Here is a 14,205-nt window from a genome sequence, read left to right on the forward strand (position 1 = left end):
CGGCGGCGTCAAGCGTTTTCGGTGCCAGCCGCGACCATGGGAGGAGAAATTATGGATAACGCCAAGCCCGGCGGCGCTTTCGCATTCCTGCGCAAAGAGAACATCGTCGCCAAGCCCGGTTTCAATCGCTGGCTGGTGCCGCCAGCGTCAATCGCCATCCATCTGTGCATCGGCTCGGTCTATGCGTGGTCGGTGTTCAATCCGGCGCTCTCGCGGGAACTGGGCGTGGTCAGTGCTGCCGCGGATGACTGGAGCCTGTCCGGAATCGTCTGGATCTTCTCGGTGGCGATCGTCTTCCTTGGCCTTTCGGCGGCTTTCGCCGGGAAATGGCTGGAAGAGGTCGGCCCGCGGATGGTCGGCGTTGTCGCCGCCTTTCTGTGGGGCGGCGGTTTCGTCATCGGATCGGCCGGGATCGCGCTGCATCAGCTTTGGCTGATCTATCTGGGCTATGGGGTTCTGGGCGGCTGTGGGCTTGGCCTTGGCTATGTCTCGCCGGTCTCGACCTTGCTCCGCTGGTTCCCCGATCGCCGCGGCATGGCGACGGGCATGGCCATCATGGGCTTCGGCGGCGGCGCAATGATCGCCGCGCCGGTCAAGGATTGGCTGCTGTCGGTCTATGCCAGGGCGCCTGAATATCTGGGTGCGGACAATGCGGTCAATATCATCACCGAAGGCGGTCGCCGCTTTGCCGAAACCGCGACGGGCAAGGCAGAGGTTGTCGTCGCCTCTGCCTCGCAGGCCGCCTCATATGGCGGTGAAGCGGGCGTCTATGTCGTCGGCACGGGCGATACCGGGGCGTCGGCGACCTTCCTGACGCTGGGTATCGTGTATTTCTGCGTCATGATTATCGCCGCTTTCCTGTACCGTGTTCCCCCGGCTGTCTGGAAGCCCGAGGGATGGCAGCCGAAAGAGCAGACCAGAAGCATGGTCACAAGCGAACATGTGGATATCGATCAGGCTTTGAAAACGCCGCAATTCTGGCAGATGTGGCTTATGCTGTGCCTGAACGTCACCGCCGGGATCGGGGTGCTTGCGGTGGCCAAGACCATGATGACCGACGTCTTCGGCACCACCATGCCGACCATTGTGACGGCCGCCTTCGCCTCGACCTATGTGCTGATGATCTCGGTTTTCAACATGTGCGGACGGTTCTTCTGGGCCTCGACCTCGGATTATATCGGGCGCAAGAACACCTATCACTGTTTCTTCGTGCTGGGCACCTTGCTGTATCTGTCCATTCCGTTCTTCGCATCGGCCGGGGCAGGAAGCCCCAACGTCATTTATCTGGCCGGGTTCTATCTTGCCACGATGATCATCTTTTCCATGTATGGCGGCGGCTTTTCGACCATTCCCGCCTATTTGGCGGATATGTTCGGCACCATGCATGTCGGCGGCATCCATGGCCGGATCCTGACGGCATGGTCGGCGGCGGGCGTGCTGGGACCGCTTGCCATCACCTCGCTGCGCGACATGTCGGTAGGGCGCGCGATCTCCGATCTGGCCGGCAGGGTCGATCCCGAGACTTTCGCGCAGAAATTCGGTGCGCCGATGGATCAGCTTGATCAATTGGTGGCGGCAAAGACCGTGACCGTGGCGCGGTTGATGGAGATCGCGCCGGAAGGCACGATCGACCCGACGCCGAGCCTTTACAATACGACCATGTATGCCATGGCCGGACTTCTGGTCATCGCCTTTTTCGCCAATCTGTTGCTGCGCCCGGTCAATGCGCGTCATCATTACCGCGAAGCGGCGCAACCCGCCGAATAATTACCGGCACGGGACATTTGCCGAACTCAAGCCAGGGCGGTCACGATCCGGTCGTGACCGCCTTTTTGCGAATCCCGGCACGGGAACAATTTTCTGTCAAATGCGTTTGTTATCAACCATGATGTAATTGGATATGCTTTAAAGGAGATACTGGTATGGCGACGACTACAACCAGCAAAAAAGATACTCCGACAGTTGACGATCTGGCAGCCCAGCTTGATACGCTGCGCGGCGATATGTCCCAATTAACTGAATTATTGGCGGATTACGGTCGCGACCGGGCAGAGCAGGTTGGTCAAAGCACCATGCAACGCGCTGCGGAACTGCGTGCGCGGGCCGGACAGGATGTAGAGCGTCTGCGCGCCCGTGCCGGTGACATCGCTCATGATGCGGAAAATTTCATGCATGAGCGTCCGGCGACGACAATTGGATTGGCGGTTGCTCTGGGATTCCTTGTCGGTCTTGTGAGTTCGCGGCGCTGATCGGGGATGGCCGGTTTTCTTGAAAGACAAATGAAAAGGATTGTCGGGGCGGCAATGCTTGGCATGATCGGGGGAATCTCCCTGATCATCGGGCTTGCCTTTCTGACAGCCGCGGCATGGATCGCGCTTGCGGACCGGTATGATACGCTTGTCGCGGCATTGGTCCTTGGCTGCGTCTATGTTGCGTTGTCCGCCGTGCTGTTGGCCATACTTGCCATGCGCGGCAGCCGCCGTCCTGCATCCCGGCCGCCCGCGCCTCCGCCCCGTCCCGCAAGCGATCCGCTGGCGCTGGTCGAAGCATTCTTCAGCGGATTCGAGGCCGCGCGGCGCAAAAGAGGCCCCCGGAGATAGCATGCGCTTTAAGACGATTGAGGTAAGATTCAAGCGTCTTTCCAATTCGTTACCAAGGTTTCACGCCGGCGAATGAAGTGCTCTTCATTCGCCGGTTTTTCTTTGGGGAATTTTTTTCTTGATAAAATACCAACCGGTCGGTATGTACTTACAAGGAGGCGTCACATGCCCGGAAAGACAGGTCAACGGTCAGGTCGAAGGCGTTTTCGATTATTCCGCCACCGACCATCCGGCCTTAATTCCGATTGCTCTCCGCCAAGGGCTGGACATCCCGGCTGACATCCGTTTTCAGGGAGGAAAACATGCCTAATACGATCCGACTTCACCGCGTATTCGCCACCCGGCCAGAGAAACTTTACCGTGCATTCCTTGAGCCGGATGCCGTTGCAAGCTGGCTTCCGCCATTCGGCTTCGTCTGCACCGTCCATGAACTGGACGCGAAAGAGGGGGGAAAGCACCGGATGTCGTTCCGCAATTTCACTAATGGGCGCAGCCATGCATTCGGTGGCACCTATCTGGAACTCGTCCCCGGCAAGCGAATTGTCTATTCCGACAGTTTCGAGGATTCGAACCTGCCCGGCGAGATGAAGACTACCATAGTGCTGAAGGCGGTATCGGTCGGCACTGAGGTCAATATAGAACAGGCCGGTGTGCCCGATGTGATCCCGGCCGAGGCCTGCTATCTGGGCTGGCAGGAATCCCTGCGCAAGCTTGCAAAGCTGGTTGAGCCCGAAATCAACGATAAGCCGCGCCTGGGGGTGGGGCGTTTAACTGGAAAGGGGGTTTTTTTGCGTTCCGCGACCGCGGGGGGCGCCGCCCCGGGACCCCCGAGGTATTTGGACAAAGAAGAAGCAAAGGGAGGGGAGCCGGGCGGGCGCGGGGACGCCCCTCCTGCCGTGAAAATTCCTAGCTGGTGGCTTTCGCCAGTGCCTGATCCAGATCGGCGATCAGATCGTCGGGATTCTCGATCCCGATGGACAGGCGCACCAGTTCGGGCGCGGCACCTGCGGCGCGCTGCTGTTCTTCGGTCAGCTGCCGGTGGGTGGTCGAGGCCGAATGGATCACCAGCGACCGCGCATCGCCCAGATTGGCGACATGGCTGAACAGTTCAAGCGCATCGACCAGCTTGACCGCCGCGTCATAGCCGCCCCTGATCGCGAAGTTGAACAGTGAACCGGCCCCCTTGGGATAAAGCCGTTTCGCCGTCTTGTTCCACGGCGATGACGGCAGCCCCGCATAGGTGACCGAGGTGACCCGCGGATCATTTTCCAGCCATTCGGCCACTTTCACGGCGTTTTCGACATGGCGCGGCACGCGCAGCGCCAGCGTCTCTATTCCCATCAGCGTGTAATGTGCGCCCTGCGGGTTCATGGTCATGCCCAGATCGCGCAGGCCGATGGCGATGCCGTGGAAGGTAAAGGCAAGCGCGCCGAAGGTCTCGTGGAATTTCAGGCCGTGATAGGCGGGCTCGGGTTCCGAAAGCGAGGGGAACTTGTCGCTGGCCGACCAGTCGAACTTGCCGCTGTCGACCACCACGCCGCCGGTGACCGTGCCATTGCCGGTCATGAATTTGGTCAGTGAGTGGACGACAAGCGTCGCGCCCATCTCGATGGGGCGGCACAGACAGGGCGTGGCAAGCGTGTTGTCCACGATCAGCGGAATGCCCGCCGCGTCGGCGACTTCTGCGACTGACGGGATATCGGTGACATAACCCCCCGGATTACTGATCGATTCGCAGAATATCGCGCGGGTATCGTCGTCGATGGCGTCCCGCAGGGCATCCGGATCGTCGAGATCGACGAATTTCGCCGACCAGCCGAAGCGTTTGATCGCATGGGTGAACTGAGTGACGGTGCCGCCGTAAAGCCGGGTCGAGGCGACGATATTCCTGCCCGGCCCCATCAGCGGAAACAGCGCGAGGATCTGCGCGGCATGACCGGACGAGCAGCAGACTGCGCCTGCGCCGCCCTCGAGCGCGGCAACCCGGTTCTGCAGGGCGGCTACGGTCGGGTTGGTCAGGCGCGAATAGATGTAGCCCACCTCTTCCAGATTAAAGAGCCGGGCCGCATGTTCGGCATCACGAAACTGATACGAAGTCGTCTGATAGATCGGCACCTGCCGCGCGCCGGTTGCCGGATCGGGCCCGGTGCCGGCATGGATCACGAGCGTATCAAGCGATTGGTCCCTGGACATGGTTTCCTCCTGATCGGTTCGGATACAACCTAAGCGTTGCATGGCAAGAACGGCAATCCCGAATAGGTCTCATGCGGTGGACGGCCGCCCTGACGGGCTCAGGCGGTGATCTTTCCGGGCACGACCATCGGCGTGCCTGAAACCGGATCGGGGATGACGACCGCATTCAGCCCGAAGACCTCCTGCACCAGTTCTGCCGTCAGGATTTGCGCCGGCGCGCCTTTCGCGACGATCGCGCCGCTGCGCATGGCGATCAGATGTGAGGCATAGCGGCTGGCCTGATTGAGATCGTGCAGCACGGCGATGATCGTACGGCCCTGCGCATTCAGTTCGGACAGCAATTCCATCAGTTCCACCTGATGGGCGATATCCAGAAAGGTCGTCGGTTCGTCCAGCAGCAGAAGCGGCGTTTCCTGCGCCAGCACCATGGCGATCCACACCCTTTGCCGCTGCCCGCCAGACAATTCGCCAAGCAGACGCCGCGCATATGGCAGCATTTTCGTTGCCGTCAAAGCCTGGGTCACCGCCTGCCTGTCTTCCGGGGACCATTGGCGCAGAAAGGATTGATGCGGATATCTGCCCCGCGCGACAAGATCGGCCACGGTGATCCCGTCAGGGGTGGTCGGGCTTTGCGGCAGCAGGCCAAGCCTGCGGGCGACTTCGCGCGCGGGGTAGCTGCCGATCAGCTTGCCGTCCAGCACGACCTGCCCCCTGGCAGGTGTCATCAGCCGGGACAGCGCCCGGAGCAGCGTCGATTTCCCGCATGCGTTCGGCCCGACGATGACGGTCAGAGAGCCGTCCGGGATCTCGATCGACAGGTTCTCCGAGATGGTCCGGTCGTCATAGCGCAGCGTGACGGCATCAGCTTTCAGGCGGTGCCTCATCGGTCTCTCCGGCTTGGTTCTTTCCGCTGTGTTGCATTGCAGGGCGTGTTCTGCAATATGGTCGCAGCCATGCGGCCCGGTCATGCCGGGCGCGAAAGCCAATATCAACCGCAGGGATGCGGGCAAAGTGAAACGGCTTTCGATACGAGCAGACCATGACCGTCACCGAAATGGCAAAAGACCGAAGCCATCCTGATCAATATCGCGGAACCTCGCGCAGCTTCGGGATATCGCGTGTCTGGAAACGGGCGGTGATCTGCGCGGCCCTGTCGGCGCTGCCCCTTGTGGCAGGGGCCGACGGCTGGCCACGCTCTGTCCCGCACGAGGCCGGCGAACTGACGCTTGAGCAGGCGCCGGAGCGTATCGTTTCGACCACGCCCAGCGTCACCGGGATTCTTCTGGCCATCGATGCTCCGGTGATTGCCAGTGCCGCGACGGCGCAGGGCCCGCTGACCGATGACAAGGGCTTCTTTTCGCAATGGGCCGAGGTCGCGGATCAGCGTGGGGTTCAGCCGCTTTATGCGGATCTGCAATTCGATATCGAGGCGATCATCGGCGCTGAGCCGGACCTGTTGATCGCATCCGCGAATGGCGGGGACAGCGTGATGCAATTCTATCCCGAGATCGAGGCGCTGGGGCTTCCTGCGCTGGTTTTGGATTATTCAACCCACAGCTGGCAGGACATCGCGCGGCAACTGGGTCGGGCCACCGGGCATGAAGCCGAGGCAGAGGCTGCGATCAAACGGTTCGACAGCCATGCCGCCGAGGTCGCGGCGACCATGACCCTGCCGAAGGGCAAGGCCACCATCGTCGGCTACAATATCGCCGGAAGCTATTCCGTCGGGCGACCCGAAAGCCCGCAGGCGCAGGTCTTGGCCGCGCTTGGCTTCGACATTGTGCCGATACCCGACGATATGCAGGGCGAGATCACGCGGTCGTCGAATTTCGATTTCGTCTCGCGCGAAAACCTTTCGGCGGCGATCACCGGCGAGACGGTGTTCCTGATGTCCGGCTCGGACGAGGATGTGCGGGCATTCATGGATGACCCGGTGCTGGCGAACCATCCGGCGGTGAAGGCCGGGCGGGTCTATCCGCTGGGCGAAAGCTCGTTCCGGATCGATTATTATTCCGGCCTCCAGATGATCGACAAGGTGGCCGGGCAGTTCGGAACGCCATGAGCGACGGCATGGACCTGCACGGAAGGGGGCAGAGGCTTCGGATTCTGTGTGGCGCGCTTGTCCTGCTGCTCCTGATAATGGTGCTGAGCCTTGGCACCGGATCCCGTGCGATCCCGTGGTCCGAGGCGATGGCGGCCTTATGGGCCCCCGATCCCCGCAATGATTTGCATCTGATCGTTCGGGTCTTGCGGGTTCCCCGGACCCTGCTGGCCGTCATGGCCGGGGCCGCATTGGGAATCGCCGGGGCGATGATGCAGGCGGTGACGCGCAATCCGCTGGCAGAGCCGGGGATTCTGGGGATCAATGCCGGGGCCGCAGTGGCCGTGGTGCTGGCCATCATGGTTCTGGGCCTGACAAGCATGGCGCAATATGTCTGGTTCGGGTTTCTGGGCGCCGGTCTGGCCGGTGTGGCGGTCTTTACGCTGGGGCGCGCGCATGAGACGGGGACGGATCCGGTGCGCCTTGTGCTGGCGGGGGCCGGTATCGCCGTGGTGCTGGGCGCGATGACCGGGATCGTCATCCTGAATGCGCCTTTGCAGGAATTCGACACGTTCCGGAACTGGTCCGCGGGATCCGTTTCGGGCCGGGAGGCAGAGATCGCCGTGATTCTGGCGATGGTGCTGCTGCCCGCGGGGTTATTGGCGCTGTCACTGGCGGGAAGCCTGAACATCCTGTCGCTTGGGCAGGAGATGGGGCAGGCGCTTGGGGTCAGGCCGGGCCGGGTCTGGGGCCTGACCTGTATCGCGGTCATGCTGCTGGCGGGGGGCGCGACGGCAGGGGCGGGGCCGATCGGTTTTGTCGGGCTTGTCGCTCCTCATGCGGCGCGGATGGTCTGCGGGCCGGATTACCGCTGGATCCTGCCGGTGTCGGGAGTCTTCGCGGCGATCCTGCTGCTGCTTGCGGATATCCTTGGCCGGATCGTCATCGCGCCGGACGAGGTGGCCGCCGGGATCGTTGCCGCGATTCTGGGCGGGCCATTCTTTATCCTTCTGGTCCGGCGTTTCCGATTGGCCCGGATATGAGCGCGATCAGCAGCAAGGTCCTGCGTATCGGCAGCCGCTCGGTTCTGTGGCGCCCGCGAGAGGCGGTGATCTGCGTGATCCTGCTGCTATGCGCTTTCGGGTTCGGGATCGTGCTGCTGGGGACCGGCACGCTTCACTATTCCCCGGCCGAGGTTCTGGGCGCGTTGACCCGGGCGGGAACGGGCGATGCTTCGCCGGCCGGTCAGGTGATCTGGCGGATACGTTTGCCAAGGGTGCTGACGGCCCTGCTGGTAGGCGCGTCGCTGGGGATGGCGGGCGCGATCTTCCAGTCGATTTCGCGCAATCCGCTTGGCTCGCCCGATGTGATCGGCTTCACCACCGGCGCCGCGGCCGGGGCGATCGCGCAGATCGTGCTGTTCAATGCCGGACCGCTGGAGACCGCGCTTGGCGCGGTGATCGCCGGCATGGGAACGGCGGCTGCGGTGTTCCTGTTGTCGCGCAAACGCGGGGCCGGAGGGGGATACCGGCTGATTCTGGTGGGGATCGGTTTCGGAGCGATCATGTCGGGGGTAAACACCGTTCTGCTGGTCAAGGGCGATCTGGATCAGGCCATGTCGGCGCAGGTCTGGCTGGCGGGGTCGTTGAATACAAGGACATGGTGGCACGTCCTGCCCGCCGCCTGCGGTCTGGCTGTGATCGCACCGGTTGCATTCTGGCATGCCCGCCGCCTTTCGCTGATGGAGATGGGCGACGATATCGCCCGGCAGCTTGGCGTCCGGGTCGAGATGACGCGGCTGCTTACGGTTCTGGCAGCCGTCGGGCTGACCTCGATTGCCACGGCTGCCGCCGGTCCGATCGCGTTCATCGCCCTGGCCGCGCCGCAACTGGCGCGTCGCCTGACGCGCGCGCCCGCGTTACCGCTATTGTCGGGCGCCCTGATGGGCGGGGTGCTGCTGCTGGCCGCCGACCTGATCAGCCAGAATGCGCCCTTCAGGCTGAACATGCCCATCGGTCTGACCACCGGCATGCTGGGCGGGCTGTATATGCTGTGGCCGCTGACCAGACGGCATAGTGGAACGACTGCAATCTGATCACCCTTCTCATCTATCCTCCCCACCCGGAATCAAGTACCACAGACCGGCCGGGCAGTGCCCGGCTACGTTCGTTCGTATGATCATTTTTAAGTCGTTCGTTCATAATACAATTGGGCAACAAAGCGGGTTTCCCCTTCCTGCCCCTTGAAAAACAAGCCGTATGCTGTAATAGCGGGTCAAACTGACTGCATCCGGATCGTGGCGATGCAGCATTGATCTCAACCGCCAGCACTTCCGCCAGCGCCAACCATCAGCATGGTCAGGAAGATGCATATGAACGGGCGTTTTAAGGGATATCTACTGGGCGGCGTCGCTCTTGCGGCCTTCACGGTCACCGGGGCCATTCCAGCGGCGGCGCAGGATGCCGGGGCTCAGGAAACCACCCTGCTGAAGGAAATCATTCTGACCGGGGAAAAGACCGCGCGCAGCCTTGACCAGACGGCGTCATCCGCCGCGGTCGTCACCACAAGCGATATCGAGGACAATCCGCAGACGGAAACCATTTCGGAAGCCATCTCGAACGTGCCTAATATCAGCTATGCCAATCAGGGCGGGCTGGGCGGCGCGCCGACGATCCGGGGGCAGGACAGCGAAGGCCCGAATTCCGGCGCAACCGCATTTTTCGGCGGCACGCAACCGCGAACCTCGATCAATCTGGATGGCCATTACCTGAGCTATAACGAGTTGGTCTTCAGTGCCTCTTCGCTTTGGGATGTCGATAGTATCGAGGTGTTCCGCGGTCCCCAGACCGTGACGCAGGGCGCCAATTCGATTGCGGGCGCAATCATCGTGAACACCAAGGATCCGACCTTTCAGCCCGAAGGCGCGGTGCAGCTTGAATATGGCAGCCGGTCGAAACGGCGGGTCTCGCTGATGGCCTCTGGCCCGGTGGCCACGGATCTGGCGGCGCGGGTGGCGCTGGATTATTCCGCCCGGGATACGTTCATCGACTACACCAATCCGGCATTCGCCCCGACCGCGACCGGCGAGGATTATGAAAGCAGGAACGCCCGGTTCAAGCTGTTATGGGAACCCGCTGACCTGCCGGGTTTTTCGGCCAAGCTGACCTATTCCCATCTGAACACGAACCGCCCCACCTGGGAAGCGACGACCAAGCCGTTCGACGATATGGAAAGCATGACGATGTCGAACCCGGCATGGTCGCAGCGCAGCAATGTCGCGGTGGCCGATCTGCGCTATGACATGGGTAATGGTGTCGTGCTGAGCAATCAGCTTCAATATTCCGACATGCATACATTCCGCGATACGAACCCCGCAGATTTGGGCACCGCCATACTGGATCAGGAGAACCTGTCGAACGAGACCCGCGCGACATTCGGCGAAGAGGGCGACCCGGTCAGCGGTGTCGTTGGGATATATGCGTCGCACACGAAATCCGACGAGATCCTGTATCAGCGTGGCATCACCACTTATGACGACGAGAAGGACAGCCTTGGCATCTTCTCGGAGGTCAACTGGCGTTTCGCGGATCGCTGGACCCTGTCGGCGGGTTTGCGTTATCAGCGTGATCATATTCAGCGGCAGGGCGAGTCGAACCTGTCTCCGACGCCACTGGATTACGACGAGGAATTCGATGAATGGCTGCCCAAGCTGTCGCTGGCCTATGAAGTCACGCCGGATACCACCATCGGCGCATTGGTCAGCAAGGGTTATAATCCCGGCGGTGTTTCCCTGAATCTCAATACCGGCGAATACAAGACCTATGACGCCGAGAAAGTCTGGAATTACGAGCTGTTCGCCCGGACCCATCTGATGGATGACCGGCTGTTCCTGTCGGGCAATCTGTTCTACAGCGATTTCCGCGATGCGCAGCGTTATGTCTTCGCCGAGATCGCGGGCAGCGGCGACTGGTCATCCTATACGATCAATGCGGAAAAGGCGAAATCCTATGGGCTGGAACTGGCGATGGATTATCGCGTCACAGATAATCTGCGGTTGAAAGCCGGCGCAGGTTTGCTGCGCACCGAGATCACCGAATTCTCGGACGCGCTTGGCGATTATGAAGGCACCGATTTCGCCCGCGCGCCCAGCCACACGCTGACATTGGGCGCGGATTGGGATGTGACCCCGAAACTCCGGCTGAGCGGTGATGTGCGTCATACGGATGGCTATTATTCGGATGATGCGAATTCCGGCGATCGCAGGGTGGGCAGCTATACGATCGTGAATGCCCGGGCCGCTTACGCGCCGCGCGACGATATGGAGATATTCGCCTATGTGAACAATATCTTCGACGACGATTCCGTAACTTTCGTACGGCCCTCGGCCTCGGTCGGCGGATATGAAGCCACCGTGGTCGAACCGCGCGAGATCGGCGTCGGCATGAAGATGACGTTCTGAGACGATCATGGCGGTGGAAGAAGCAGATGCCGATGCGCCGCCGAAGCGTCATCTGGTCATCGGGCTCAGCCTGACGGCGACATGGCTGAAGGGCAGGCCCCGGGCGCGCGATGTCGCGGCGGACCCGGTGAGTTTCGATGTCGGTTTGTCGCAGATGGCCGAGCGTGCAGGGCTGGATTTCGTATTCAAGCCGGATACGCTGTCGGTACCTTCTGGCGCGCAGGCCGGAGGCATGGCCCAGCTTGATCCGACCATCGCCCTGACGGCGGTCGCGCTGCAAACCGAACGGATCGGGTTGGTGACGACAGTATCGACCAGCTTCAATCCGCCTTTTGTGACCGCAAGGCAATTGCAATCGTTGCATTGGGTCAGCAATGGCCGCGCCGGCTGGAATATCGTCACCTCGATAGAGGGGGCCGAGAATTTCGGGCAGCAGGGGATGCCCGACCCTGCGACCCGCTATCGCAAGGCCGTCGAGTTCACGGAAACCGTGCGCCGGTTATGGCACAGCCATCCTGCGCCCGGTTCAGCCGACGGAGCAGAGTTGCAGCCGGTCGGTCACGCCGGAGAGTTCTTTCAGGTCAGGGGTCCGCTGAATATCGCGGAACATCCCGCAGGCGAGATACCCCTGTTTCAGGCCGGCGCCTCGGATGAGGGGCGCGGCTTTGCCGCCTCGGTGGCCGATGCGATATTCGCGGCAACGCCGGATATGACGGCGGCGCAAGAATTGCGGGCCGATCTGCGGCGCAGGGCGGTTGACGCCGGCCGCGCGCCCGATGCCATAAGGGTGCTGCCGGGGCTCTATTTCTTCATCGCCCGGACCCGGGAAGAGGCATGGGCATTGCATCGCCGCGCCCATGAACATCTGAGCCGCGAAACGCGGCTGGACAAGGTCAGGGCGATCCTTGGGGCCGATCTGTCCGCGATGCGGGATGATGAAACGGTCGTTCCGGCCATGCTGCCGGATGGCGATCAGCCGGTGCGCAGCCGGACCCATGCGGATCTGCTGCGCCGCTACATCACCGAGAATCAGCCGCCATTGCGCGTTCTTCTGGCCCGTCCCGAGGTCGTGGGTTCGGCGCATTGGGTGTCGGTCGGCACGGTGGATGATGTGCTGGCCGATATCATCCGCTGGTTCGACGCCGAAGCAATCGACGGTTTTATCGCCTTGCCCGGAGGATCGACAGAGTCGATGCGGCTGTTCTTCGATGAACTGATGCCGAAACTTGCCGCCCGCAAGCTGTTCCGCGCGGGTTATGACAGCACAACGCTGCGCGGACATCTTGGGATCGCCTGACGCGGGCGGAATGGCGGCCTTCCCGACGGGATCGCGATAGGGTTCAGACCGAATCTACTTGCCTTCGTCGATCACCTGCCGTCTGGCCTCACCCATCAATTCGGCCATTTTCGCGCGAATCGTTGCGGCATCCACCTGCCCTTCCAGATCGCCGGCAAGTTTGCGGAACACGTCCTCTTCGCCCGGTTCCGCGAAATCCGATGCCACGACGGCCTGAGCATAGATTTTTATGTCGTCACCTGTCTTTCCCAGCAACTCGGCCGCCCATTCGCCCAGAAGACGGTTGCGACGGGCCTCGGCTTTGAAACGCAGATCTGCATCAAGGGCGAACTTGGCCTCGTGGGCATGTTCACGGTCGTCAAAGGTGGTCATTCTTCGGCCTCCCTGTTTTGCTATGGTTTATGATATGCCCATCGCCGTCCCGCACCGCAAGACTTATTGCCCCCGGATGCCTTTCTGCGCTAAGGGCGTGCAGTCAAAAGGCGAAAGGACGGTCCATCATGGCTCCGCGGCGCAAGAAAATTTACGAAGGCAAGGCCAAGATCCTTTATGAAGGCACAGAGCCGGGAACGCTGGTTCAGTATTTCAAGGATGACGCAACCGCGTTCAACGCCCAGAAGAAGGCGGTGATCGAGGGGAAAGGCGTCCTGAACAACCGCCTGAGCGAATTCTTCATGACCGGGCTGACGAATATCGGCGTGCCGACCCATTTCATCCGCCGCATCAATATGCGCGAACAACTGATCCGGCAGGTCGAGATCATCCCGCTGGAAGTCATTGTCCGCAATTTCGCCGCCGGTTCGCTGTCCAAGCGGTTGGGGATCGAGGAAGGGACGCTGCTGCCGCGTCCGATCATTGAATACAGTTTCAAGAATGACGAACTGGGCGACCCGATGGTCTCCGAGGAATATATCGCCGCGTTCGGCTGGGCCAGCCAGCAGGATCTGGACGATATGGTCAGCCTTGCCCTGCGGGTGAACGATTTCCTGTCGGGCGTTTTCTTTGCCGTCGGCATCAAGCTGATCGATTTCAAGATCGAGATCGGCCGGGTCTGGGACAATGATTTCATGCGCCTGATCGTCGCCGACGAGATCAGCCCCGATTCCTGCCGGCTATGGGACACGAAAACCGGGCAAAAGCTGGACAAGGATGTGTTCCGCCGCGATCTGGGCAATCTGACCGATGCCTATACCGAGGTCGCGCGGCGTCTTGGTCTGATGCCCGCGAATACCACCAGCCTGAAACCGACTGCGATCAACTGAAAGGTTAACCCATGAAAGCCCGTGTCACCATCATGCTGAAAGACGGGGTGCTTGACCCTCAGGGCGAGGCGATCCGCCATGCGCTTGGCGGGCTGGGGCACAAAGGAGTCGGCGGCGTGCGTCAGGGCAAGCTGATCGAACTGGATCTGGACGCCACCGATGCCGATGCCGCGCAGGCCGAGGTGGTGAAGATGTGCGAGGGGCTTCTGGCCAATACCGTGATCGAGAAATATTCGATCGAGATCGTTTGAGCGCGTTTGCAAGTGGTTGCGGCGGTTGTGATCCGCTCCACCGGGAACTGCAACGGGACGACCATCACGATTCATCCATAATCTTGATGGTTTGAGTGCCTG

At 61.4% G+C, this 14,205-nt stretch carries 13 protein-coding genes and 1 pseudogene; 11 read left to right on the forward strand and 3 right to left on the reverse strand.

The genetic code is table 11. From position 1 onward, the window contains the following. Positions 1-51 precede the first annotated feature (51 nt). From Q0601_RS11700 to Q0601_RS11715, 4 genes and pseudogenes are all read left to right on the forward strand, one after another. Positions 52-1,767: an OFA family MFS transporter gene (locus Q0601_RS11700; protein ID WP_305290011.1), complete on the forward strand. Its 1,716-nt coding sequence runs from the start codon at positions 52-54 to the stop codon at positions 1,765-1,767. Between the two features lie 155 nt (positions 1,768-1,922). After that, positions 1,923-2,249 (forward strand): ElaB/YgaM/YqjD family protein, encoded by a 327-nt coding sequence (locus Q0601_RS11705; protein ID WP_119751762.1) that lies wholly within the window; start codon positions 1,923-1,925, stop codon positions 2,247-2,249. A 30-nt stretch (positions 2,250-2,279) separates the two neighbouring features. Further along, complete coding sequence (locus tag Q0601_RS11710) at positions 2,280-2,600, forward strand: phage holin family protein (protein ID WP_305290012.1); 321 nt, start codon at positions 2,280-2,282, stop codon at positions 2,598-2,600. Between the two features lie 302 nt (positions 2,601-2,902). Continuing rightward, positions 2,903-3,316, forward strand: a pseudogene (locus Q0601_RS11715) (SRPBCC family protein); the annotation flags it as partial. A gap of 190 nt (positions 3,317-3,506) precedes the next feature. On the opposite strand, the gene Q0601_RS11720 reads toward Q0601_RS11715, so the two are convergent. Together Q0601_RS11720 and Q0601_RS11725 are read right to left on the reverse strand one after the other, a co-directional pair. After that, complete coding sequence (locus Q0601_RS11720) at positions 3,507-4,793, reverse strand: O-acetylhomoserine aminocarboxypropyltransferase/cysteine synthase family protein (protein WP_305290013.1); 1,287 nt, start codon at positions 4,791-4,793, stop codon at positions 3,507-3,509. Between the two features lie 98 nt (positions 4,794-4,891). Next, the gene (locus tag Q0601_RS11725; protein ID WP_305290014.1) at positions 4,892-5,677 is read right to left on the reverse strand and encodes an ABC transporter ATP-binding protein; all 786 of its coding nucleotides are present in this window, start codon (positions 5,675-5,677) and stop codon (positions 4,892-4,894) included. A 155-nt stretch (positions 5,678-5,832) separates the two neighbouring features. Here Q0601_RS11725 and fepB point away from each other — a divergent pair, with 155 nt between their 5' ends. The 5 genes from fepB to Q0601_RS11750 all read left to right on the forward strand — a co-directional run bounded on the left by fepB (position 5,833) and on the right by Q0601_RS11750 (position 12,590). Continuing rightward, positions 5,833-6,855, forward strand: coding sequence for a Fe2+-enterobactin ABC transporter substrate-binding protein (gene fepB, locus Q0601_RS11730; RefSeq protein WP_305290015.1), 1,023 nt, complete (start codon positions 5,833-5,835; stop codon positions 6,853-6,855). A gap of 8 nt (positions 6,856-6,863) precedes the next feature. Beyond that, on the forward strand, positions 6,864-7,877 hold the full coding sequence (locus tag Q0601_RS11735; protein ID WP_305290016.1) for a FecCD family ABC transporter permease: 1,014 nt from the start codon (positions 6,864-6,866) through the stop codon (positions 7,875-7,877). Then, positions 7,874-8,929, forward strand: a complete 1,056-nt coding sequence (locus Q0601_RS11740; RefSeq protein ID WP_305290017.1) for a FecCD family ABC transporter permease — start codon at positions 7,874-7,876, stop codon at positions 8,927-8,929. The genes Q0601_RS11735 and Q0601_RS11740 overlap by 4 nt, the downstream gene beginning before the upstream one ends. Before the next feature lie 276 nt (positions 8,930-9,205). Next, the gene (locus Q0601_RS11745) at positions 9,206-11,293 is read left to right on the forward strand and encodes a TonB-dependent receptor (RefSeq protein WP_305290018.1); all 2,088 of its coding nucleotides are present in this window, start codon (positions 9,206-9,208) and stop codon (positions 11,291-11,293) included. 7 nt (positions 11,294-11,300) lie between these two features. After that, complete coding sequence (locus tag Q0601_RS11750) at positions 11,301-12,590, forward strand: NtaA/DmoA family FMN-dependent monooxygenase (RefSeq protein WP_305290019.1); 1,290 nt, start codon at positions 11,301-11,303, stop codon at positions 12,588-12,590. 54 nt (positions 12,591-12,644) lie between these two features. Here Q0601_RS11750 and Q0601_RS11755 read toward each other — a convergent pair whose 3' ends face one another. After that, a complete protein-coding gene (locus Q0601_RS11755; RefSeq protein ID WP_305290020.1) occupies positions 12,645-12,962 on the reverse strand; it encodes a DUF1476 domain-containing protein in 318 nt (105 codons plus the stop codon). A gap of 128 nt (positions 12,963-13,090) precedes the next feature. Between Q0601_RS11755 and purC the strand changes: the two genes are divergently transcribed. Beyond that, complete coding sequence (purC, locus tag Q0601_RS11760) at positions 13,091-13,852, forward strand: phosphoribosylaminoimidazolesuccinocarboxamide synthase (RefSeq protein WP_305290021.1); 762 nt, start codon at positions 13,091-13,093, stop codon at positions 13,850-13,852. Positions 13,853-13,863: 11 nt separating this feature from the next. Next, on the forward strand, positions 13,864-14,103 hold the full coding sequence (gene purS / locus Q0601_RS11765) for a phosphoribosylformylglycinamidine synthase subunit PurS (RefSeq protein WP_305290022.1): 240 nt from the start codon (positions 13,864-13,866) through the stop codon (positions 14,101-14,103). Positions 14,104-14,205: the final 102 nt, after the last annotated feature.

Source organism: Paracoccus wurundjeri (genome assembly GCF_030678915.1).
Classification (GTDB): domain Bacteria; phylum Pseudomonadota; class Alphaproteobacteria; order Rhodobacterales; family Rhodobacteraceae; genus Paracoccus; species Paracoccus onubensis_A.